Source organism: Pseudoxanthomonas sp. PXM04 (assembly GCF_014851695.1).
In the GTDB taxonomy this organism is placed as follows: Bacteria; Pseudomonadota; Gammaproteobacteria; order Xanthomonadales; family Xanthomonadaceae; genus Pseudoxanthomonas_A; species Pseudoxanthomonas_A beigongshangi.
In genome coordinates, this window is the sequence record NZ_JACVAG010000002.1 from 447,211 (window position 1) to 467,745 (window position 20,535).

Consider the following 20,535-nt stretch of genomic DNA (forward strand, 5'->3'; position numbering starts at 1 on the left):
CGGGAAAGGATAGGTAAGACGCTAGAATTAAGCCATGGCCGCCCCGCAGATGCCCGCCCGCCCCCCGTTTTCCCCACGCCTGTGGCTGAAGTGGCTTGGCCTAGGTGTCATGGTCGCCGGGGCGCAGTTGCCCTGGCCGGTGCAGCGCGCGCTGGGTGCGTGCATCGGCTGGTTGGCGCCATACCTGGCGCCTTCGCGCCGGCGCGCGGCGGAGGTCAACCTCGCGCTGTGCTTCCCGGGCATGGACGAGGCGGAGCGGCAGGCATTGCTGAAGGACAGCTTCCAGGCGTTGGGCGTCGGCCTGTTCGAGTTCGCGCGCGCCTGGTGGGGCTCGATCACGCCGATGCGGCGCGACGTGGTCGTCGAAGGACTGGAACACCTGCAGGCGCTGCGTGCGCAGGGACGCGGCGTGCTGATGGTGTCCGGGCATTTCATGACCCTGGAGATGTGCGGCCGGCTCATCTGCGACCACATCGAACTGGCCGGCATGTACCGGCGCCACCGCAATCCGGTGTTCGAATGGGCGGTCAAGCGCGGCCGCCTGCGCTATGCCACCCACATGTTCACCAACGACGAGATCCGCGGCGCGGTCCGTCATCTCAAGCAGGGTGGTTTCCTCTGGTACGCGCCCGACCAGGACATGCGCGGCAAGGACACGGTGTTCGCACCGTTTTTCGGCGTGCCGGCCGCCACCATTACGGCCACCCACCAGCTCGCGCGCCTGACCGGATGCGCGGTGGTGCCGTTCTTCCATCGCCGCGAAGGCGGCCGCTACATCCTGCGGGTGGCGCCGCCGCTGGAGGATTTCCCGTCGCAGGACGCGGTGGCCGACAGCGCGCGCGTCAACGCGCAGATCGAAGCGATGGTGCGGGAAGCGCCCGCGCAGTACCTGTGGATCCACCGCCGCTTCAAGCGCCAGCCCGAAGGCCGCAGCAAGCGGTACGACCCGTAGTCCGCCTGTAGTCCGCGCAGTCCGGATCAGACACGCCTCGCTCAGGCCGCGGGACCCGCCAACCGGATCACGCCGCCGGCCCGGATTCCGGCGCGGCCTCGCGGGCCAGCAGGCTACCGGTGTAGAGCGCGGCCAGCATCAGGGTCAGCCCGCCCCAGAATGTCGAATAGAACGCCAGGTGGGTATTGAACGGGAACACCGTCACCGCCAGCGCCAGCATCGCCGGGCGCGCGCGTTCCTTGGCCTGCGGGGTGGCATAGCGCCAGGCGCGCCAGGCCAGCGCGGCGCCGGCCAGCCAGAGCAGCAAGCCGATGCCGCCGGTTTCGCTCAGCACTTCCAGCACCAGTTGGTGGGCATGCAGCGCGGGACCGTGGCCCCATGCCGGGCGGCCGCCGTGCAACGGATCGCAGTCGGGGAACGCCTTGCGGAATCCCCTCACGCCGACGCCGTTGATCGGTTGTTCCTTGACCATGCACCAGGCCGCGCCCCAGATCTGGGTACGTCCGGACAGCGCCATGTCGACGCCGTCCTCGTCGGCGGCCAGGGCCTGGCTGGTGCGGTCCAGGCGTTCGCGCAGCTGCGGCGAGGACACGCCGAGTGCGACCAGCGCCAGCGCGCCGAAGGCGAACACCGCCAACAGGCGCTTCCAGCCCAGCAGCGGCAGGCCGGAGAACACCAGCACCAGCGCATAGGTGATCCAGGCGGCGCGCGCGCCGGCCAGGATGATCACCACGCCTACCGCCGCGGCCGCGGCGACCCATCCGAAGGTTCCCAGCTTCCGGCCCGCGCCGAACAGCACGAACGGGGACAGGCTGGCCAGCACCACGCCCAGCTTGAGGTTGCAGGGCCCCAGGAAGCCGCTGAGGCGATCCAGCACCGCCACGTCCTCGGCCGTGCACATGGAATGACCACTGGTCAGCTGCTTGAGCTGATCCAGGCTCCAGAACAGTGGACTGGTGCCCGACACCGCCTGCAGCAGCGCATCGCAGGTCCATACCGCCACGATGACGGCGAGGCCGCCGAACGTGGTCCGCCGGCCGCGTTCGTTGGCCACCGCGGCGGCGACCAGCCACAGGAAAGGCAGGTAGCGCAGATCCACCACCGCCTCGCGCAGCGCGCGTGCGGAGTCGACCGCCTCGACGGCCGAAATCAGCTCGGGCAGCCAGTAGGCCAGGAACATCACGCTGGTCAGCGCCCACGCCGGATTGCTGAGCAGGCTGGCACTGCCGCGGAAGCGCGCCAGCAGCAAGCGGACGATGGCCGCCAATGCGCCGAGCACCATCACGCCCTCGGCGAACCCGGGCATCGGCCACAGCGCGACGAACGTCAGCACCCACGCCGGCGCCCAGCGCCAGCCGTGGGGCGCGTGCTGCGCGTTCTCAGTGATCGGCGAGCTGGCGGTCATGGGCGAGTTCAAGATAGGTGGCGAGCGTGGCGTCCTGCATCGCACGCAGGGTGTAGGCCGGCATCGTAGCCGCTGAAGGCGACGGATGCGACGCCAGCAGGGATTGTGCCGTCCGCAGCAGCGCTGCTTCGTCGAACGGCGGCACCGCGCCCTGCGGTTGCAGTTCCGCCAGCAGTTCGCCGACGCCGCCATGGGCCCAGCCCGCCACCGGACGTCCCACCGACAGCGCTTCGATGACGGTGCGACCGAATGCCTCGGGCTTGCGCGACAGTTGCAGCACCAGATCCGACGCCGCATAGGCATCGGCGATGCGTGCGGTCGGTGGCGTGATCACGAGCGCGTCGCCGAAGCCGCCCTGCCCGGCCTGCCGTTCCAGTTCGCCGATGTACTGCTCGCGACCGGCTTCGCGCGCGCCGGGCATCCACAATCGCGCGTCCAGTCCCTGCGCGCGCAGCCGGGCAAGCAGCGAGACCGCATCGCCATGCCCCTTCAGCCGCGTCCCGCGGCCGGGCAGCAACAGCAGCGGGCCGTCGCCGGCCAGGCCCGGGTATTCGCTGGCGAACTCGGCGCGCATCGCCCGATCAGGCCATGCCCGATGTGGGAAGCGTGTCGGATCGATGCCGCGCGGGATGACCCGCAGCTTGCCGGGATCGGTGCGCGGGTAGTGCGCCAGCACGTAGTCGCGCACGGTTTCCGATACGCAGATCACCCGTTCGCCACGGGTCATGATCGCGCTGTAGCGACCCGGCGAGTTGAGGCCGTGCACGGTGGTGACGAAGCGCGGGCGCCTCGCGGTGGGCACAGCGCCCAGCGCCTTCCATCCCAGCCACGCCGGAAGGCGCGAACGGGCGTGCACCAGATCCGGGCGCTCGCGCAGGAACAGATCGCGCAGGGTGCGGACGTGCCGCAGGGTCAGCAACGACTTGCGGCCGATGTCGAGGGTGATGTGTTCGGCGCCGGACTTTTCCAGCGCGGGTACCAACCGGCCGCCGGCGGAGACGACGATGGCACGATGGCCGGCCCGGACCAGCGCCTCGGCGATCTCCAGGGTCGATCGCTCCACGCCGCCGGACTCCAGCGCCGGCAGCAGTTGCACCACGGTCAGGCGGGGCATCGCGGCCCGGCCGGAATCAGTCGGCGAGGACGAAGTGGGAACCGCAGTACGGGCACTGGACTTCGCCGCCCGGCGCATCCTCGATCGGCAGGTACACGCGTGGATGCGAGTTCCACAGCGCCATCGACGGCAGCGGGCAGCTCAACGGCAGGTCGGCGCGATGCACGGTGTAGCGCTTCTCGGCGTTGGCGGGCGCGGTGGCGGTCTGGCTCATGGCGGCGATGCGATTCGGGGGAACCGGGGAAGTTTACCACCGGTGGGGAAACCGGGCCCGTGCGCGCGCCGCGGACAAGGCCGGCGAAAAAAAGAAACGCCGCCCGGCGGAAACCGGACGGCGCGGGTGGGCCGGTCGGGGGAGGGAGGGGCACCGGCCCCGGGGAGACTTACTCCTTCGGCACCATCGCTTCGGTGGTGATGCGCAGCTTCACTTCATCGCTGACCGCCGGCGCGTACTTGCCCACGCCGAATTCGGTGCGGCTGACGGTGGTGGTGGCGTCGAAGCCGATCGCCGCGCGCTTGGCCATGGCGTGCTCGCCGGCCTTGTTCAGGGTCACGTCCAGCACCACCGGCTTGGTGATGTCCTTGATGGTCAGGTTGCCGGTGACCTTGAGCTTGCCTTCGCCGGCGGCTTCCACCTTGGTGCTCTTGAAGGTGGCGGCCGGGAACTTGGCGGCGTCGAAGAAATCGGCGCTGCGCAGGTGCTCGTCGAAATCGGCGACGAAGCTGTTCAGGCCCGACAGCGGCAGGGTCACCTCGACCTTCGACGCGGACACGTTCTCGGCGTCATAGACGATGGTGCCGTCGGCCTTGCCGAAGTGCGCGCTCGGGTTGGAGAAGCCGAAGTGGCTCCACTGCGCGATCACGTCGGTGTGGTTGGGGTCGATCTTGTAGGTGACCGGGGCGGCGAACGCGGAACCGGCGAACGCGAACAGGGCGGCAATCAACAGGGTCTTGCGCATGGTGGAATCTCCGGGGGTGGTGGTCAGTCGAATACGTCAGGCTTCGTCAAGGCGGGGTCGAGGCGGGCGACATGACCGACGGCCGGCGGAAGACCCGGGGAAAAGGTTCATCCGAAAGGAGGCGGGATCGGGCACGTCGGATTCGCCCGACCGCGCGAATCACAACCCGGCCAGTGTAGAGTGTCCCGACTTTGGCGATCATCCGGCTGCTCCGGAACGGATTGTTTTGACAGGTGGAACAAACAGACCGCCCCACCCTGCTTTCCGACCGCCTCTGGACCCTCACTGACGGCCATGCGGGCAACGTCCGCCAGGCGTCGGCCCTGGCCGGCGCGTTGGAGGCGGCACCGCACGAGGCACTGGTCCTGCGGACGAGCGCGCCCTGGCGCTGGTGGGCGCCCCGGCGGCTGCCCGGGGACACGGGTGCGTTCGGGTCCGCGTTCCGGGCCGCGCTGGCCGCCCCCCCGCGGCTGGCCATCGGCTGCGGCCGGCAGGCCGCGCTCGCGACCCGAATGCTGCGCGCGGCCGGCAGCCGGGTCGTGCAGATCCTGGATCCGCGGCTGGACCCGTCGCTGTGGGACTGGGTGATCGCGCCCGCGCATGACGGCCTGGCCGGCGCCAACGTCCTCACCGTGCAGGGCGGCCTGAACCCCATCGACGACGCCTGGCTGGCGCAGGCGCGCAGCGGATTTGCCGCGTTCGCGGATCTGCCGGGACCGCGCACCGCCGTATTGCTGGGCGGCAGCAGTGCGCATGCCCGCTTCGACCGCAATGCCTTCGAAGTGCTGGCCGGCCGGCTGGAGGCGATGCTCGCCCGCGATGGCGGCAGCCTGCTGATCACCGCTTCGCGGCGCACCGACGCGCAGGTCCGCGACGCGCTGCGCCACCGCTTCGTCGAAACGCCGGGACTGACCTGGATCGACGACGCCGACGGTCCCAACCCCTATCCGGGGCTGCTGGCCTGGGCCGACCGCATCGTGTGCTCGCCGGATTCGGTCAACATGATCTCCGAAGCCTGCGCCACCCGCGTGCCGGTATTCGTGTTCGATCCGCCGCGCGTGAGCGGACGGCCGCGCCGGTTCCTCGACGCGCTGCTGGCCAGCGGCCGGATCCGCGCCATGGACGGGAAGCTGGCGCCGTTCGCGGTCGAGCCCTTGCGCGAAACCGCGCGCGTGGCCGGCCTGCTGCGGGAACGGCTGGGCGGTTCCGTCGGCTGACGGGAAACGGCCCACATCAAGGAAACAGCGCGATCACGGCGGTGGCGGATAAAGTGGGCCTTCCTCCCCCACGCGGTGTTCCCATGAACGATGCCGACAAGCAGGCCCTGGTCGAACGCTACATCGCCGCCTACAACGCCTTCGATATCGACGGCATGGTCGCGCTGCTGTCCGACGACGTGCGCTTCGAGAACCATGCCGGCGGCGTGCTCACCACCACCACCGACGGGCGCGACGCCTTTCGCGCGCTCGCCGAGCAATCGCGGCGGTTGTTCTCCGTCCGCGAACAGCGGGTGACATCATGGCGTTTCGATCCCGAGCGGACGATCGTGGAGATCGACTATCGAGGCACCCTCGCCCAGGACGTCCCCGGCGGCCCCGCCGCCGGTACCGAACTGGCGTTGAAGGGACGTTCGGAGTTCGGCTTCGCCGGTGCTCGCATCAACCATCTGGCCGATTTCAGTTGAGTGCCTCCACCGATGGCCAGGATTGCCGTCGGCGGCCGCTTTAAACGCCCTGCCCGCCCGACGCATCCAACCGGTTCCTGTTTTCCGGCGACGAGGGTGAAGGCATGCGCTACGTACACGCCCTGGGCGCCCTGCTGCTGGGCCTGATGATGCTGGCCCTGCCCGGGCTGGGGCGGAGCGATGGCGGTGCCGGCGGAGTCGAATCGGCCGACGTCGATCGCTTCTGGACCGCGTACGACCGCATCGTCGCCACAACGGACGATGCGGACCGGCGTCGGATCCTGCAACGGGAGTTCCTCGATCCCGGCAGCGCGGGCCTGAAGGCGTTCATGCAGGCCAAGGGCTACAACGCGGATTGCTATCTGGACGCGATCCGGCGCTATCCGAAGTTCTGGGGCTCGGTGCGCGCCGGATCGTTGGCGCTGGCGGCGCGCGGCGGCGAGTTCGCGCCCGCTATCGCCCGCTTCCGCGAGCTGTATCCGGCATTGCGGCCGGCCCGGATCTATTTCGCCATCGGCTGCCTGCGCTCCAGCGGCACCACGCTCGGTGACAAGGTGCTGATTGGCGCGGAAATCGCCGGCGGCGATCCGCGGACCGATGTGTCCGAACTGCCGGAGCGCATGTCCAGGGCGCTGGGCGTCTATTTCCGCAGCGAGCCGGGCACGCAGCTGGTGCTGCTCAACGTGCACGAGTACGTGCACACCCAACAGAAGGGACCCGGCGCCAACCTGCTGGCGCAAGCGATGTACGAAGGCGCGGCGGACTTCGTCGCGGAGCGCATTACCGGCCAGGTACCCGCGCAGCCGTACATGCGTTACGGACCACGCAACGAAGCCACGCTCAAGCGTGATTTCAGAGCGCAGATGCGCGCCACGGACTGGAGCGGCTGGCTCTACAACGGCCCGGGCAATGCCTACGGCACGGGCGATCTGGGCTACTACATCGGCTACGCGATCATGCGCGATTACTACCAGCGCGCACCCGACCAGTCACGCGCGCTGGCCGAGATCATCGAGCTCGACTATCGCGATGGCGCGAAGGTGGAGGCGTTCCTGGAACGGTCGGGGTTTTATGCGGGGGAATGAGCTGTTTTTGTAGGAGCGACCTCAGTCGCGACCGGAGATACCGGCGGTACGGAGACTACGGTCGCGACTGACGTCGCTCCTGCACAACACCACAGGGTTACCCGCCGAAATCGAGATCGTGGGCCGCCAGCACGTGGCGCACGGCGGCGCGGGCGGTGGCGATGGCGGCGGTCTCCGGCACCAACCGCGGGCGCCGGTCCAGCGTGCAGGCCAGGCCTTCGGCGAGGAACACGGTATGCGCCTGGGTCAGTGCCTGCGCGGTCGGTTCGTCGATGCGGCCGGTTGCCAGCAGCGCGGCGATCAGCGAGGCGGTGTTGCGCGGCGTCAACAGCGCAGGTGCGGCGCCCGATTCACGCAGTACGCGGTACTGCAGCAGGAACTCCAGGTCGACCAGGCCGCCCTCGCCCTGCTTGAGATCGAAACGCGCGGCGTCGCTGCGATCCAGTTCCGCGCGCATGCGCTGGCGCATCTTCACCACGTCATCGCGCAACTGCGCGGTATCGCGCATCCGCGACAAGGTGGTGTCGCGGATGTCCTCGAAATCCTGCTGCAGCACCTCGTCACCGGCGACACCGCGCGCGCGCACCAGCGCCTGGTGTTCCCAGGTCCAGGCACGCTCGCGCTGGTATTCGCGGTAACTGGCCAGTGACGATACCAACAGGCCCTTGGCACCATCCGGGCGCAGGCGCACATCCACGTCGTAGAGCCGCCCCGCACCGGTCTCCGCGCCGAGCAGCGCCACGATCTTCTGTGCCAGCCGCGCGTACCAGCGTCCGGCTTCCAGGGGACGCGCGCCATCGGACTGCGCGTCGGCGGGCGCGTCGTACAGGAACACCAGATCCAGATCCGAGCCGAAGCCCAGCTCCTCGCCCCCCAGGCTGCCGTAGCCGATCACCGCGAAGCGTCCCTGCGGCACGCGCCCGTGCGCGGCGGCGACCTCCTCCTCGGCGGTGCGCAGCACCACGCGCACGACGTCATCGGCCAGCCAGGCCAGCTGGCGGGTGCTTTCGCGGGCGGGTTGGCGGCGATCCAGCGCGGCCATGGCGATGCGGAAGCTCAGCGCGAGCCGGCGTTCGTTCAATTCGCGCAGGGTCGACTCGGCATCGCCGCCATCGAGCGCGCGGTTGCATTCGGCCTGCAGGCTCTGCTTGTCCGGCAGCGGGCCGGATACGCGCGCGTCGAGCAGTTCGTCCAGCAGCAGCGGATACAGCGCCAGCCGTTCGGCCAGCAGCGCGCTGCGTGCCAGCACGTCGACCAGCCGCGCCAGCGCGCTGGGTTGTTCGTCCAGCAGCGCCAGATAGCTGGCGCGACGCAGGATCGCCTGCAGCAGCGCGAGCACGCGCTTGAGCGCGGCATCCGGCTGCGCCGAGCGTGCCGCCGCGCCGAGCAGCGCGGGCACCACCCGATCCAGTCGCGCGCGCGATCCGTCCGACAGCGCGCGTACGCCGGAGAACCGGGCGAAATCACGCAGCGCTCCGTCGGCAGTGGCGGCGTCGGCGAAGCCGGCGTCGGCCAGCGCGGATTCGTCGCCGCCCTCCGGCAACGCGCGCCAGTAGTGTTCCAGCACGCCGGGCTCGGCCTGGCCGCGGCGCGGCGCCAGCAGCTCGGCGAATTCCTGCGCCACCCGATCGCGCTGGCGTTGCAGTACCAGCAGCAGCGTCGGCCAGTCCGGATAATCGAGCCCGCGTGCGATGCGCTCGCGATCCAGCGGGTTGTCCGGCAAGGCATGGGTCTGCGCGTCGCGCAGCATCTGCAGGCGGTTTTCCAGCCGGCGCAGGTAGCGGTACGCCTGGCCCAGCGCGGCGCCATCGCCTTCGACCACCTGGCGCGTCGCGACCAGCGCGCGCAACGCCGGCATCAGCCGGCGCTCGCGCAGCGACGGTTCGCGGCCGCCGCGGATCAGTTGCAGCGCCTGCACCAGGAATTCGATTTCGCGGATGCCGCCGGGACCACGCTTGATGTCGTCGGCCAGTTCGCGGCGCGCCACTTCCGCGGCGATCGCGGCCTTCATCTCGCGCAGGCCGTCCAGCGCGGTGTAGTCCAGATATCGGCGGTAGACGAACGGGCGCAGGCTCTCCAGCCAGCGCTCGCCGGCTTCGATGTCGCCGGCCACCGCGCGCGCCTTCAGCCAGGCGTAGCGTTCCCAGTCGCGACCCTCGCGCTGGAAATACTGGTCCATGCCGGCGAACGACAGCGCCACCCGTCCGGCATTGCCGAACGGGCGCAGGCGCAAATCCACCCGATGGCAGAAACCATCGACCGTGGGTTCGTCCAGCAGCTTGGCCAGGCGCTGGCCGAGCCGGGCGAAGTAGTCTTCCGCCGCCAGCGAACGCGCGCCGTCGGATTCGCCGTTGTGCGGGAACGCGTAGACCAGATCCACGTCGGAGGAAAAATTCAGCTCGCCGCCGCCCAGCTTGCCGAGACCGAACACCACCAGCCGCTGCACGCTGCCATCGGCGGCACGCACGACACCATGGCGCTGGGCGAATTCGGCTTCCAGCGCTTCCAGGCCGATGCGCAGGCAGTTCTCCGCCAGCCGCGTGCTGCCGGCGAGGATGGCGTCGACGTCGTCCAGGCCCAGCACGTCGCGCCAGATCAGGCGGGTCGATTCGGCGGCGCGGTAGCGCCGCAGTTGTTCCTGCCAGCGTCCGGATTCATCGGCGGCCAGGATCGGCGCGGGGGTCGGCGCGGCGCCATCGTCGCGCAACAGGGCTTCCAGCCGATCCGGCTGGCGGCGCAGGGTTTCCAGGGCGAAGTCGCTGGCCAGGATCACCCTGCCGACGCGCGCGGCGCGGACGGCATCGGCCAGCAGTTCGGCCGAGGCGGGCGAGGATTCGCGCAGGCGGGCCAGGCCGCGTTCGATCAGCGCTTCGAGATCGGTGTCGGAAACCGGGGCGTTGTCATCCATATCGCCGGATTGTGGCATGCCGTCCCGGCTTTGTTTGCAGGAGCGACGTCAGTCGCGACCGGAAAACTGATGCGCAAGCAAACCCGTGCTTTCCCCCAAGGGCATGCGCGTCATGGGAAGAAGCGGGAAGGCACGGTTAGCGGTCGCGACTGACGTCGCTCCTACAGGGAGCCTTCGCTTTGTCAGGCGGCCAGCGAGAGATCCGGCAGGGTGGTTTCGGGTTGCAGGTCCAGGCCGAACTGCGCGGCCAGTTTTTCCAGCAGGACGGGCTTGACCTGCTCCAGCCCCGAGGGGCCGCCGAGATCGGACAGGGTCGCGACCTGCAGGCCTTCGTAGCCGCAGGGATTGATGCGGTGCCAGGGCGACAGGTCCATGGCGACGTTGAAGGCCAGGCCGTGGAAGGTGCGGCCGTGGCGCACGCGGATGCCGAGGGCGCCGATCTTGGCGCCTGCCACGTACACCCCAGGCGCGCCGGACTTGCGTTCGGCGTGGATGTTCCATTCTCCGGCGGTGTCGATCATCGCCTGCTCGATCTTGCAGACGTAATCGCGTACGCCGACCTTCATCCGTGGCAGGTCGAACAGCGGATAGGCCACGATCTGGCCCGGACCGTGATAGGTCACCTGGCCGCCGCGATCCACCTGCACCACCGGGATGTCGCCGGGCGCCAGCACGTGCTCCGGCTTGCCGGCCTGGCCCAGGGTGAATACCGGATCGTGCTCGACCAGCCACAGCTCGTCGGGAGTCTGTTCGTCGCGCGCGTCGGTGAAGCGCTGCATCGCCCGCCACACCGGCTCGTAGGGCTGGCGTCCCAGTTCACGCACCACGCACGGACGGCTCACAGCGTCCACTTCACTTCCGGATGCGAACGCAGGGCTTCGTGCGCGGCGTCGAACTGTTCGCGGCTGGCGGCCTGGAAGGCGATGCGCACGGACACGTACTTGCCGTTGGCGGAGTGCTTCCAGGTGATGTCCTCGTGGATCACTTCCACGCCGGCCTGGGTCAGCAGTTTCGGGAGTTCGGTTTCCAGGCCCGCGTTGGCGGTGCCCATGGCGCTCAGTTCGAAGGTGCCGGGGAACTGGAAGCCGTGTTCGGGGTTGTCGGACTTGATTTCCATGGCGGGAATTATTGGGCCGGTCCGGGTGAAAACCAAGCGCGGGCCCCGCCGGCCCCGGAAAACGCGAAGGCCGCGGTTTCCCGCGGCCTCCGGTGCGTCAGGTGCGGCGCGGGCCTCAGCGGGCCAGCTGCACCAGGGTGGAGGAGACCCAGCCCTTGTTGCCGAGTTCGTCCTCGACTTCCCACATCACGCCTTCCTTGGTGCCGGTGGGGTACAGCATCATGCCCGGCTCCAGATCGCGCACGGCCTTGCCGGTGCCCTTGGCGTTGGCGAACAGGCGGCCCGGCTTGGTCATTTCGACCGCCTGCTGGGCGCTGGCGGCCGAAGCGTTCTCGGCCACGCCACCCAGTTGGGTGACCAGATCGGTGTAGGCCTGCAGGTAGGCCAGGGTGATGACCTGGCCGATCTCGGTGTTGGCGTAACCGCCCACGCCGGCCGCGCCCACGCCGCTGCCGCCGAACAGGCCGCCGCCGGCGCCCCAACCCATGTCGGTCTTCTTGGCGTTGCCTTCGGCCATCGCGACCTGCTCGGACGAACGCACGTCGGTCAGGGTCAGGACCACGTCGGCGGTCTTGCTCTTGAAGTTCAGGCCGCCGACCACGGCACCGGCGGTGCCGCCGATCAGGCCGCCCAGCAGGCCGGTGATGGCGTTGCCGCTGGCGTTGGAGTTCTGCGAGATCAGGTCGGGCACCAGCACGTAGTCGGCCGCCTTGATCTGGCCCTTGCCGATGTTGGAGCGGTTGCGCAGCTCACCGTCGGCGGCGAGCGCGCGCTCGCTCATCGCGGCATTCAGGCCGACGCCGCGATCCACCAGGGTGAAGCAGCGCGACTTGTTGACGAAGACCTTGATCAGGCGCGACGGCGCCGGCAGCTGCTGGCCGGTCCACCAGTTCACCACGTCTTCCGGCTCGATCACCGAGATGGTGCCCAGCGGCTTGGTGCAGGTCGGAATCTGCGCGACTTTTTCCTTGCGCGTGTCCTGGGCGCTCTTGGCGGCGAAGGCGGGCACGGCGATCAGCAGCATGGAGGCCGCCAGCGCGGCCTGCTTCAAAGAAATCTTCAACATGAAAAATCAATCCCTGTTTGGTTGAAACATTGCGGGGCCGTCGGGCCCCTCCCCTGAGTTCCGCCGCAACCATCCGAATGGCAGCCCGCGGAAGCCGCGATGATAAGCGAATGCAGACCTTCTTCCATGACCCATTGGTACCGGGATCATGGTCCTGAAACGCGAATCCGGCGCACGCCCGGCCACCGGGAGATAATCGCCGCCCCTCCCTATCGGCCCGCGCATGTCCTTCTTGATCATCAGCGTCCTGTTCAGCGTACTGGTCGGGGTGCTGCTGAAACTGGCCCAACGGCGCGGACTGGGCATGGTGCCGGTGATCCTGGGCAACTACGTGGCGGCGTTGGCGCTGTGCCTGGCCACCCTGGACCCGCCTCTAGCCCGCCTGCGGGAGCCGGGCACGCCCTGGCTGGCGCTGGGATTGCTGGTGATCCTGCTGCCGGGCATCTTCCTCGCGATGGCCGCGTCGGTGCGCGCGGCTGGCATCGCCCGCACCGACGTGGCCCAGCGGCTGTCGCTGGTGGTCTCGCTGGGTGCGGCCTTCCTGTTCTTCGGCGAAACCGCCGATGCCGGCAAGCTGGCCGGGCTGTTGCTGGGCCTGATCGCGATCGCCGGCATCGTCTCGCGCCCCCGCGCGGGCGATGATGGCGGCACCGCCGTGGCGCGGGCGCGCTGGCTGCTGCCGCTGACCGTGTTGCTGGGCTACGCCGCGGTCGACATCCTGCTCAAGCGCATCGCGATGGCCGGAACCCCGTTCGCCGCTTCGCTCGCGGTGGCCTTTGCCGGTGCGCTGTTGCTGATGATCGCGGTGCACGGCGCGCGCGTGCTGCGCGGACAGGCGCGGATGGAAGCCGGCGCGCTGCTCGCCGGCCTGCTGGTCGGTGCCTGCAACTTCGCCAACATCCTGTTCTACATCAAGGCCCACCAGGCATTGCCCGGCCATCCGGCGGTGGTTTTCGCGACGATGAACCTGGGCGTGGTCGTGCTGGGCACGCTGGTCGGCACGTTCGCCTTCGGCGAAAGGCTCAGCCGGATCAACTGGCTGGGCATCGGGCTGGCGATCGTGTCGGTGGCGCTGATTGCCGCGAGCCTCGCACATGGATGACACGGCACGGTCCGACGACGCGGTGCCCGGTGAATGGACCGATCACGTCTACGTCAACGCCTCCAATGCGCGGGTCTGGCTCGCGCTCACCGACCCCGCGCACCTGCCGCGCTGGATGGGCGAACCCGAACTACGGATTTCGGTGGCGACGAACTGGCGGATCGGCGCTCCCATCACCATCCGGGGCTTCCATCACGTGCCGTTCGAGAATCGCGGCGTGGTGCTGGCTTTCGATCCACCGCACGCGCTGGGCTATCGCTATCTCAGCTCGCTGTCGGGACTGGCGGACGAACCGGCCAACCAGACGCACCTGCATTTCGATCTGGCGGAAGAAAACGGCGGCACCCGCCTGACCCTGGCCGCGCACGGATTTCCCACGGATGCCATCTTCCACCACACCACGTTCTACTGGGCTGGCACCCTGCACGTGCTCAAGGCCTACGTCGAGGGCCTGGACCGTGAATGAGCGGAACGGGCCACCCGCCCGTCCCGCCCACCCCGGAACCGCTTACTCGCTGCGATCGTAGGAGAATTGGATGCCGGGGACGCACCGACGATGTTGTTGACCAGCAACTGGCGATCCATCGAAGCGATGGAATTTACCTGCACCGGCTGGTGGCTCCTGTGGAGGGTCCGGCACCGCCGGGGGATGCACCGCGACGCCGCGGGGAGGAGGACGGCATCGCGATGCGGAAGCGCGGAACCGGCCATCGCCGGATCGGCCGGGTCGCAGGCGCTCAGGCGCGCTGCGAATCCAGGGCTTCGTGGTTCTTCTGCACGTCCTGGGCCTTCATGTAGCTTTCGATCAGCAACTGGTAGTTCGGAAAGATCTGGGTATAGATCTCGGCCCATTGCTGCGCGTCGTCGCGGTGCCAGGTCTTCTGCAGTTCGGAGGCGACCGCGGCGGTGTCCATCGGTACCACGCCGGCCTGGACCACGCGCGCGAGGGTGATTTCCTCGGCCATCTTCGAATAGGTGCCGGAAGCGTCGATCACGGCGAAAACCTGATAACCGTCTGCCACCGCGGCGATCGACGGGAACGCCATGCACACGCTGGTGATGGTGCCGGCGATGATCAGCTGCTTGCGACCGGTCGCCTTCACCGCCGCGACGAAGTCGGGGTTGTCCCAGGCGTTGATCTCGCCACGACGGGCCACGTACTGCGCGTGCGGCGCGGCGGCATGGATTTCCGGAATCAGCGGGCCGTTCGGGCCCTGCGGCACCGAGGCGGTGGTGATCACCGGCAGACCGGCCAGGGTGGCCATCCGCGCCAGCGCGGTGGCGTGCGCCCGCACGCGGGTGAACGGCATGTCGCCGATGGTCTGGAACAAGCCGCTCTGGTGGTCGATCAGCAGCATCGCGGCATTGGCGGGATCGAGAATCGGCTTGCTGCCGTTGAAGTTGGCGGGAAGGCTCATGGGAAACACTCCGGTTGGGGGAGGACGGGCGTCGCCGCCCGCGGGAAGGAAAAGGCGCCCGCGCTGCGGGCGCCCCTCGGGACTACTGCGCGATCCGGCCGAAACGGCCACGGTTGAAGTCTTCGATGGCCTGGACGATCTCGTCCTGGGTGTTCATCACGAACGGGCCATAGCCGACGATCGGTTCTTCGATGGGTTCGCCGCTGAGCAGCAGGAAGGTCGTATCGGCCTCGGCCTCGACAAAAACGTCGGCGCCATCGCGATCCAGCACGACCAGTTGGGCGTCGTACGCGGCCTGCTTGCCGTTCACGCGCAACGCGCCCTTCAGGACGACCAGCGCGAGCGTGCGCCCCTCGGCGACTTCAAAGGTGGTGCCGTGGCCCTGCTGCAGGCGTACATCCCACACATCCATCGGCGTGAAAGTGCGCGCCGGGCCATGGTGATCGCCATGGCGTCCGGCGATCACCCGCAACCGCCCCGCGTCTTCCGGCAGCGCAATCGACGGAATGTCGCGATCCAGCAGGGTCTGGTAACCCGGCGCGGACATCTTGGCGCCGGCCGGCAGGTTCACCCACAGCTGCACCATGTCCAGGGTGCCGCCAGTGCGGGCGAAATCCGGCGAGTGGTATTCCTCGTGGAGGATCCCGGAAGCGGCGGTCATCCACTGCACGTCGCCCGGACCGATCCGGCCGCCGGCGCCGGAGGAATCGCGGTGCTCCAGTTCGCCCTCGTAGACAATGGTCACCGTCTCGAAACCGCGATGCGGATGCTGGCCGACGCCGCGCCAATGCTCGGTCGGTTCGAACCGGTACGGGCCGGCATAGTCCAGCAGCAGGAACGGGCTCAGGTGGCTGCCGTGGGCCTGGTAGGAGAACAGCGAACGGGCTGGAAAACCGTCCCCGACCCAGTGGGGACGCGGGGCGCCGTAGACGCCGAGGACTTTCTTCATGGTGGGCTCCCGCCCGGGCGGACCGGGCTTGATTTGCGATGGGCGCCACGTTAGTCCCGGAACGATGGACCCGGTAGTCGGCGGGATTTATCCTCAGAGTCCTACCAGGTGAACGATGACTGGCATGGTTCCGACCGACCTCAACGACCTGTTCTACTTCGCCCAGGTGGTGGACCACGGCGGGTTCGCCCCCGCCGGGCGCGCACTCGGCGTGCCCAAGTCCAAGCTCAGCCGGCGCATCGCGCTGCTGGAGGAGCGCCTCGGCGTGCGCCTGATCCAGCGCTCCACCCGCCGTTTTTCGGTGACCGAGATTGGCCAGGACTACTACCGCCACTGCAAGGCGATGATCGTGGAGGCCGAGGCCGCGCAGGAGGCGATCGAACTCACCCGCTCCGAACCGCGCGGCGTGGTGCGGGTCGCCTGTCCGGTGGCGTTGCTGCATGCGCGGGTCGGGACGATGCTGGCCGACTTCATGGCGGAGAATCCCAAGATCACGGTGTTGCTGGACGCGACCAACCGTCGCGTCGATGTGGTCGGTGAAGGCGTGGACGTGGCGATCCGCGTGCGCCCGCCGCCGCTGGAGGACAGCGATCTGGTGATCCGCGTGCTGGCGCAGCGCTGCTGGAACGTGGCCGCCAATCCGCGTCTTTTCGAGAACAGCCCGATACCGGCCACGCCGGCGGACCTGGCGCGGTATCCCACCCTGGATCTCGGGCCGTTCCACCGCGATCACAGTTGGCAATTCAGCGATCGCGAAGGCACCCTCGCCACCGTCCATCACGAACCCCGCCTGGTCACCGACGACATGACCGCGATTCGCATGGCGGCGGTCGCCGGGGTCGGCATCATGCTGCTGCCGACCATGGTGATGTGCGACGAACTCGCCGACGGACGCCTGATCCGATTGCTGCCGGACTGGCAGCCCAAGCAGGGCATCATCCACGCGGTATTCCCGTCGCGGCGTGGGCTGGTACCGTCGGTGCGCCACTTGATCGACCATCTCGCGCAGCGTTTCCTGGCGTTGGAGGAAGACTGACCAACCACGCGCGGCTCGGCATAATCGCGTGGTCTTCCGCCTTCTCCGCACGCATGTCGAACCCCGCCGAACCACGCCACGACCTCTCCGGCGCGCTGAAGTCCGATGTCGATGGCGAAGCCGTCACGCGACTGGCCGATGCCTTTGCCGCCATCGCCGATGAGCGTCCCGCCACCGCCCTGCCCTTGCTTCGGCAAGCGGACGCGCGGGGATCGCGCATGGCCGCCGCGCTGCTGCGGCATCTGGCCGGCGAAGGCCCGGACCACGCCTACGCGGCGCACGCCGCGTTCCAGGCCTTCATCCGGGGTGGCGACAACGTGCCGTTGTACGCGGCGGTCAGCCAGGCGATGGCCGAACGCCATGCGCGGCCAGTGGTGCATCGGCTGCTCGATATCGGCGCCGGTGATGGCATGGCGCTATTGCCGGCGCTGCGTGCCGGCGCGCGGCTGCCTGACCGCATCGACGTGATAGAACCGCAGGACGGCCTGCGCGATGCGCTGGCGGCGCTGTTCGCCGAACAGTTCGCCGGCGCCCACGCGCAAGGACGGCTGCAGCTGCACGGCGTCACCTTGCAGGCCTTCGTACAGGGGCTGTCGCAGGGCGACCATTGGGATCTGGCGCAGTCCAGTTTCGCGCTGCAATCGCTGCCGCCCCCCGAACGGGTGGACGCGCTGCGCGCGTTGCGGCCGCGCGTGGACACGCTGGTGGTGGTGGAATTCGACGTACCCGCGCTGGCGCACGGCACGCCCGCGTACTTCCATTCGGTCGCCGGCCGCTACGAACGTTGCCTGGCGCAGTATGGCGAGGATTCGGCGCTGATCGCACATGGCTTCCTCGCGCCGATGCTGGCTGGCCAGTTGCGCCGTGGCGTCGCGCCCTCGAACTGGGAACAGCCGGTTGTGGACTGGCAGCGGGAGTTCGAACAGGCCGGCTACCAGCCGCGCGAGGCGCGCCCGCTGTACGACTACAGCTGGTCGCCGGCATGGTGGATGGAAGCGTCCGCGCATTGACCGGCACGCCCGACACTTCCTTGTAGGAGCGACGTTAGTCGCGACCGTGGGGTTCAATGCCGCCCGGGAAGCGGTCGCGACTGACGTCGCTCCTACAACCGTGATCGCGCCCGCTTGCAGGAACGACGCTGGTTGCGAAAGCGAGACTCGTGGCATCTGCGGAAAAGCTCGCGACTGACGTCGCTCCCACAATGGCAGGTTGGCTTGAGTGGAGCGGACAAGGCAATGGCTGGCAAGTGATCCATCTTGCAATCAAGGCGTTCCTTCCCCGTAGGAGCGACGTAAGTCGCGACCGTGACGTTCAGTGCCCCCCCGGGAAGCGGTCGCGACTTACGTCGCTCCTACAACCGTGATCGCGCACGCTTGCGGGAACGACGCTGGTTGCGAAAACGGGACTCGTGGCATCTGCGGAAAAGCTCGCGACTGACGTCGCTCCCACAATGGCAGGTTGGCTTGAGTGGAGCGGACAAAGGCGATGGCTGGCAAGTGATCCATCTTTCAATCAAGGCGTTCCTTCCCCGTAGGAGCGACGTAAGTCGCGACCGTGACGTTCAGTGCCCCCCCGGGAAGCGGTCGCGACTTACGTCGCTCCTACACGCGTTTGGGGAATTGCCATCATCGGGTCATCGCGGCGATGTTGGATCATGGTGGCCTGTCCGATCTCCATGCGCCGCGCCGTCCTGAAGGAATGTCCTTGAGCCATCCATCGCCCACCGGTTCCCATGCGCCGCCCTCGGGCGCGATCGCGATCTTCCTGGTGTTCCTGCGGCTGGGGCTGACTTCGTTCGGTGGGCCGCTGGCGCATCTGGGCTACTTCCGCGCCGAATTCGTGCAGCGGCGGCGCTGGCTGGACGAAGACGCGTTTGCCGGTCTGGTGGGCCTGTGCCAGTTTCTTCCGGGCCCGGCGAGCAGTCAGCTCGGCTTCGCGCTGGGCTGGCTGCGCGGCGGCTGGCGCGGGGCGCTGGCGGCGTTCCTCGGCTTCACCCTGCCCTCGGCGCTGTTGATGTACTGGCTGGCGCTGCATGCGCCGCGCGCGACCACGACGCCCCTCGGGCTGGTACTGGTGCATGGCCTCAAGCTGGTCGCGGTGGTGGTGGTCGCGCACGGTCTGTGGGGGATGGCGCGCACGCTCACCCCGGACCCGCGCCGCATCGCGCTGGCGACCGCGATCGCCGTGCTGGTGTTGCTGGCCCGCAATCCGATCTGGCAGCTGGCGGGCATCGGCCTCGGCGCGATCGCAGGCGCGTGGTGCTGCCCGCCGGCGCCGGCGGGCAGCAGCCCGGCTCCGCTCGTGCCGCGCTGGCTGGCGCCGATCGCGCTGGTCCTGTTCGCGGCGGGGTTACCATGGGCGTTCTGGCCGCGTGGCGAGGCACCGACACTGGATGCACTGGCGGCGGCCAGCTACCAGTCCGGCGCGCTGGTGTTCGGCGGCGGCCACGTGGTGCTGCCATTGCTGGAAGCCAAGCTGGTGGCGCCGGGATGGTTGAGCGCGGACCAGTTCCTCGCCGGCTACGGCGCCGCGCAGGCGATGCCCGGACCGATGTTTTCGCTGGCGGCTTTTCTTGGCGCCGGTGTGGATGCCGGCGTCGCCCGTCCGTTGGCCGCCACGGTGGCGCTGCTGTGCATTTTCCTGCCGGGTTTCCTGCTGCTGATCGCGCTGCTGCCTGGCTGGACGCGGATTGCCTCGCGTCCGCGGCTGGCGCGGATGGTGGCCGGCATCAACGCGGCGGTCGTGGGCCTGTTGGCGGCGGCGCTGTACGACCCGTTGTGGAAGAACGCGGTGGGCACGCCCGTCGACGTGGGCATCGTCGCGCTGGGCCTGCTGATCGCCGCGCGGGTGCGGCGATCCGCGCTGTGGGTGCTGGCGATGTGCCTGGGCGCGGCATGGCTGGCGGCGGGACTGCCGCGGCCCTAGCGGGAAGACGTCAGCCGTCTTGTGCCAACGGCAACCGCAGTTCCGCCACCGTGCCCGTCTCCGGTGCGCGCGACAACAGCTCCAGGCTGCCCTGCTGCGCTTCCAGGATCTGGCGTGACAGCACCAGGCCGATGCCGGAGCCGCCGCTCTTGGTGGTGAAGAACGGCACGAACAGGCTGTCGCTGGACGGCAGCCCCTCGCCGCGATCCCTGACCTGCACGCGCGCCTGTCCGTTTTCCGCCCATGCGCACAACTCGACCGGCGCGCTGCCGCCGGCTTCGACCGCGTTGCGCAGCAGGTTGATCAGCACCTGCTCCAGCTGATCGGCATCGGCGACGACCCGCAGTTGCGGTGCGACCTCGACCTGGATGCGTTCGTCGACCAGCCGGCGCACGCGCTCGCACAGCGGCGCCAACGGCACGCTGGCCGGTTGCGGTTCGGGCAGCTTGGCCAATCGCGCATAGCCGCCGAGGAAACGCTGCAATGCCAGGCTGCGCTGTTCAATCAGGTCCAGGCCACGGGCAAGGTCCGTGCGCGCCTCGGGGTCGAGCGTCGCGCCTTCCGGCGGCAACATGCGCGCCAGGGTATCGGCCATGGAGGCGATCGGCGCCATCGAGTTGTTGATTTCGTGGCTGAGCACGCGCAGCAGGCGGCGGAACGCCTGCGCTTCCTCGTCGCGCAGCGCGCGTTCCATCGGTTGCAGGACGAGCAGGCGGCCGGCCTGGCTGCGGCTGCGCAGCGACGCGTGCCCGATCTGCCAGCGCCCCTGCTGGGTGGGAAAGGCATGCGGGTGGATGCGGCCATTCGGAATATCG

General features: G+C 68.9%; 20 protein-coding genes. 9 read left to right on the forward strand and 11 right to left on the reverse strand.

The features are described 5' to 3' along the window. Positions 1-34 precede the first annotated feature (34 nt). Positions 35-952, forward strand: a complete 918-nt coding sequence (locus IB228_RS08030; protein WP_183639340.1) for an LpxL/LpxP family Kdo(2)-lipid IV(A) lauroyl/palmitoleoyl acyltransferase — start codon at positions 35-37, stop codon at positions 950-952. Between the two features lie 67 nt (positions 953-1,019). On the opposite strand, the gene IB228_RS08035 is transcribed toward IB228_RS08030, so the two are convergent. The 4 genes from IB228_RS08035 to IB228_RS08050 all read right to left on the reverse strand — a co-directional run bounded on the left by IB228_RS08035 (position 1,020) and on the right by IB228_RS08050 (position 4,430). Next, a complete protein-coding gene (locus tag IB228_RS08035; RefSeq protein WP_183639341.1) occupies positions 1,020-2,357 on the reverse strand; it encodes an O-antigen ligase in 1,338 nt (445 codons plus the stop codon). Next, on the reverse strand, positions 2,332-3,471 hold the full coding sequence (locus IB228_RS08040) for a glycosyltransferase family 4 protein (protein WP_183639342.1): 1,140 nt from the start codon (positions 3,469-3,471) through the stop codon (positions 2,332-2,334). The genes IB228_RS08035 and IB228_RS08040 overlap by 26 nt, the downstream gene beginning before the upstream one ends. A 16-nt stretch (positions 3,472-3,487) precedes the next feature. Further along, positions 3,488-3,685 (reverse strand): zinc-finger domain-containing protein, encoded by a 198-nt coding sequence (locus IB228_RS08045; RefSeq protein ID WP_141455457.1) that lies wholly within the window; start codon positions 3,683-3,685, stop codon positions 3,488-3,490. A 169-nt stretch (positions 3,686-3,854) separates the two neighbouring features. After that, positions 3,855-4,430, reverse strand: a complete 576-nt coding sequence (locus tag IB228_RS08050; RefSeq protein ID WP_141455456.1) for a YceI family protein — start codon at positions 4,428-4,430, stop codon at positions 3,855-3,857. A gap of 233 nt (positions 4,431-4,663) precedes the next feature. On the opposite strand from IB228_RS08050, the gene IB228_RS08055 reads away from it, so the two are divergent. The 3 genes from IB228_RS08055 to IB228_RS08065 all read left to right on the forward strand — a co-directional run bounded on the left by IB228_RS08055 (position 4,664) and on the right by IB228_RS08065 (position 7,199). Then, on the forward strand, positions 4,664-5,647 hold the full coding sequence (locus IB228_RS08055; RefSeq protein WP_343227060.1) for a mitochondrial fission ELM1 family protein: 984 nt from the start codon (positions 4,664-4,666) through the stop codon (positions 5,645-5,647). Between the two features lie 83 nt (positions 5,648-5,730). Beyond that, positions 5,731-6,114, forward strand: coding sequence for a nuclear transport factor 2 family protein (locus IB228_RS08060; protein WP_192198033.1), 384 nt, complete (start codon positions 5,731-5,733; stop codon positions 6,112-6,114). 104 nt (positions 6,115-6,218) lie between these two features. Continuing rightward, the gene (locus IB228_RS08065) at positions 6,219-7,199 is read left to right on the forward strand and encodes a hypothetical protein (protein ID WP_192198034.1); all 981 of its coding nucleotides are present in this window, start codon (positions 6,219-6,221) and stop codon (positions 7,197-7,199) included. Between the two features lie 97 nt (positions 7,200-7,296). On the opposite strand, the gene glnE is transcribed toward IB228_RS08065, so the two are convergent. From glnE to IB228_RS08085, 4 genes are all read right to left on the reverse strand, one after another. Beyond that, complete coding sequence (glnE, locus tag IB228_RS08070) at positions 7,297-10,107, reverse strand: bifunctional [glutamate--ammonia ligase]-adenylyl-L-tyrosine phosphorylase/[glutamate--ammonia-ligase] adenylyltransferase (protein ID WP_225562321.1); 2,811 nt, start codon at positions 10,105-10,107, stop codon at positions 7,297-7,299. Positions 10,108-10,289: 182 nt separating this feature from the next. After that, positions 10,290-10,958 carry a lipoyl(octanoyl) transferase LipB gene (gene lipB / locus IB228_RS08075; protein WP_328805223.1) on the reverse strand — a complete coding sequence of 223 codons (669 nt, stop codon included), beginning with the start codon at positions 10,956-10,958 and terminating at the stop codon, positions 10,290-10,292. Further along, positions 10,946-11,224: a DUF493 family protein gene (locus tag IB228_RS08080; RefSeq protein ID WP_183639346.1), complete on the reverse strand. Its 279-nt coding sequence runs from the start codon at positions 11,222-11,224 to the stop codon at positions 10,946-10,948. The genes lipB and IB228_RS08080 overlap by 13 nt, the downstream gene beginning before the upstream one ends. Positions 11,225-11,339: 115 nt before the next feature. Further along, on the reverse strand, positions 11,340-12,248 hold the full coding sequence (locus IB228_RS08085; protein ID WP_225562353.1) for a CsgG/HfaB family protein: 909 nt from the start codon (positions 12,246-12,248) through the stop codon (positions 11,340-11,342). A 265-nt stretch (positions 12,249-12,513) separates the two neighbouring features. On the opposite strand from IB228_RS08085, the gene IB228_RS08090 reads away from it, so the two are divergent. Together IB228_RS08090 and IB228_RS08095 are read left to right on the forward strand one after the other, a co-directional pair. Beyond that, entirely contained in the window at positions 12,514-13,392 is an 879-nt protein-coding gene (locus IB228_RS08090) for an EamA/RhaT family transporter (protein WP_192198036.1), read from the forward strand. After that, positions 13,385-13,858 carry an SRPBCC domain-containing protein gene (locus IB228_RS08095; protein ID WP_192198037.1) on the forward strand — a complete coding sequence of 158 codons (474 nt, stop codon included), beginning with the start codon at positions 13,385-13,387 and terminating at the stop codon, positions 13,856-13,858. The genes IB228_RS08090 and IB228_RS08095 overlap by 8 nt, the downstream gene beginning before the upstream one ends. A 271-nt stretch (positions 13,859-14,129) precedes the next feature. Here the strand turns inward: IB228_RS08095 and IB228_RS08105 are convergent, their stop codons facing one another. Next, positions 14,130-14,810, reverse strand: coding sequence for a hydrolase (locus tag IB228_RS08105; RefSeq protein WP_183639350.1), 681 nt, complete (start codon positions 14,808-14,810; stop codon positions 14,130-14,132). 82 nt (positions 14,811-14,892) lie between these two features. Further along, on the reverse strand, positions 14,893-15,759 hold the full coding sequence (locus IB228_RS08110; RefSeq protein WP_192198038.1) for a pirin family protein: 867 nt from the start codon (positions 15,757-15,759) through the stop codon (positions 14,893-14,895). A 124-nt stretch (positions 15,760-15,883) separates the two neighbouring features. Here IB228_RS08110 and IB228_RS08115 point away from each other — a divergent pair, with 124 nt between their 5' ends. The 3 genes from IB228_RS08115 (at position 15,884) to chrA (ending at position 19,720) form a co-directional block, all read left to right on the forward strand. After that, on the forward strand, positions 15,884-16,795 hold the full coding sequence (locus IB228_RS08115; RefSeq protein WP_183639352.1) for a LysR family transcriptional regulator: 912 nt from the start codon (positions 15,884-15,886) through the stop codon (positions 16,793-16,795). A 53-nt stretch (positions 16,796-16,848) separates the two neighbouring features. Next, entirely contained in the window at positions 16,849-17,805 is a 957-nt protein-coding gene (locus IB228_RS08120) for a hypothetical protein (RefSeq protein WP_192198039.1), read from the forward strand. Between the two features lie 688 nt (positions 17,806-18,493). Further along, positions 18,494-19,720 carry a chromate efflux transporter gene (chrA, locus tag IB228_RS08125; protein ID WP_183639354.1) on the forward strand — a complete coding sequence of 409 codons (1,227 nt, stop codon included), beginning with the start codon at positions 18,494-18,496 and terminating at the stop codon, positions 19,718-19,720. Positions 19,721-19,730: 10 nt separating this feature from the next. Here the strand turns inward: chrA and IB228_RS19780 are convergent, their stop codons facing one another. Then, positions 19,731-20,210, reverse strand: a complete 480-nt coding sequence (locus IB228_RS19780) for an ATP-binding protein (RefSeq protein ID WP_203323654.1) — start codon at positions 20,208-20,210, stop codon at positions 19,731-19,733. Positions 20,211-20,535 lie beyond the last annotated feature (325 nt).

Bases quoted from the DNA above. Each gene is read 5' to 3' on its own strand.
- chrA (WP_183639354.1), top strand. From the start codon at position 18,494: ATGTCCTTGAGCCATCCATCGCCCACCGGTTCCCATGCGCCGCCCTCG.
- IB228_RS08060 (WP_192198033.1), top strand. From the start codon at position 5,731: ATGAACGATGCCGACAAGCAGGCCCTGGTCGAACGCTACATCGCCGCC.
- IB228_RS08050 (WP_141455456.1), bottom strand. From the start codon at position 4,430: ATGCGCAAGACCCTGTTGATTGCCGCCCTGTTCGCGTTCGCCGGTTCC.
- IB228_RS08115 (WP_183639352.1), top strand. From the start codon at position 15,884: ATGGTTCCGACCGACCTCAACGACCTGTTCTACTTCGCCCAGGTGGTG.
- IB228_RS08095 (WP_192198037.1), top strand. From the start codon at position 13,385: ATGGATGACACGGCACGGTCCGACGACGCGGTGCCCGGTGAATGGACC.
- IB228_RS08085 (WP_225562353.1), bottom strand. From the start codon at position 12,248: ATGCTGCTGATCGCCGTGCCCGCCTTCGCCGCCAAGAGCGCCCAGGAC.
- IB228_RS08090 (WP_192198036.1), top strand. From the start codon at position 12,514: ATGTCCTTCTTGATCATCAGCGTCCTGTTCAGCGTACTGGTCGGGGTG.
- IB228_RS08035 (WP_183639341.1), bottom strand. From the start codon at position 2,357: ATGACCGCCAGCTCGCCGATCACTGAGAACGCGCAGCACGCGCCCCAC.
- IB228_RS08080 (WP_183639346.1), bottom strand. From the start codon at position 11,224: ATGGAAATCAAGTCCGACAACCCCGAACACGGCTTCCAGTTCCCCGGC.
- IB228_RS08030 (WP_183639340.1), top strand. From the start codon at position 35: ATGGCCGCCCCGCAGATGCCCGCCCGCCCCCCGTTTTCCCCACGCCTG.
- glnE (WP_225562321.1), bottom strand. From the start codon at position 10,107: ATGGATGACAACGCCCCGGTTTCCGACACCGATCTCGAAGCGCTGATC.
- IB228_RS08120 (WP_192198039.1), top strand. From the start codon at position 16,849: ATGTCGAACCCCGCCGAACCACGCCACGACCTCTCCGGCGCGCTGAAG.
- IB228_RS08105 (WP_183639350.1), bottom strand. From the start codon at position 14,810: ATGAGCCTTCCCGCCAACTTCAACGGCAGCAAGCCGATTCTCGATCCC.
- IB228_RS08040 (WP_183639342.1), bottom strand. From the start codon at position 3,471: ATGCCCCGCCTGACCGTGGTGCAACTGCTGCCGGCGCTGGAGTCCGGC.
- IB228_RS08065 (WP_192198034.1), top strand. From the start codon at position 6,219: ATGCGCTACGTACACGCCCTGGGCGCCCTGCTGCTGGGCCTGATGATG.
- IB228_RS08045 (WP_141455457.1), bottom strand. From the start codon at position 3,685: ATGAGCCAGACCGCCACCGCGCCCGCCAACGCCGAGAAGCGCTACACC.
- IB228_RS08110 (WP_192198038.1), bottom strand. From the start codon at position 15,759: ATGAAGAAAGTCCTCGGCGTCTACGGCGCCCCGCGTCCCCACTGGGTC.